We start from the raw sequence: 296 nt of genomic DNA on the forward strand, positions 1-296 counted from the left end.
GGATGTGGGGGAGTTGGTTGGTGGTTTGCGGGGGGTGGCTGAGGGTGTGGTGGGTTCGGCTGGTGCTGGTGCTGGTGTGGTGGTTGTGGGTGATGGTTCGGTTGGTTCGGGTTCTGGTTTTGCCGGTGCCGGTGCCGGTGCCGGTGCCGGTGCCGGTGCCGGCACCGGTGTGGGTGTGGGTGTTGGTTGCGGTGTGGGTGTGGCTGCGGCTGCCAGTACGGGTGTGGGTGGTGGGTTGGGGATGGTGTTTTCGGGTCAGGGGTCGCAGTTTTGGGGTTTGGGGCGGGAGTTGTATG

1 protein-coding gene is annotated in these 296 nt (G+C 65.5%); it reads left to right on the forward strand.

The window, feature by feature from the left end; translation table 11 throughout:
* Positions 1 to 62 precede the first annotated feature (62 nt).
* On the forward strand, positions 63 to 296 hold a 234-nt coding region (locus AAHZ94_RS36605), incomplete at its 3' end, for a hypothetical protein (protein ID WP_349997712.1).

Origin of the sequence: Streptomyces sp. HSW2009 (genome assembly GCF_040240285.1) — a bacterium.
Lineage (GTDB): Bacteria > Actinomycetota > Actinomycetes > Streptomycetales > Streptomycetaceae > Streptomyces.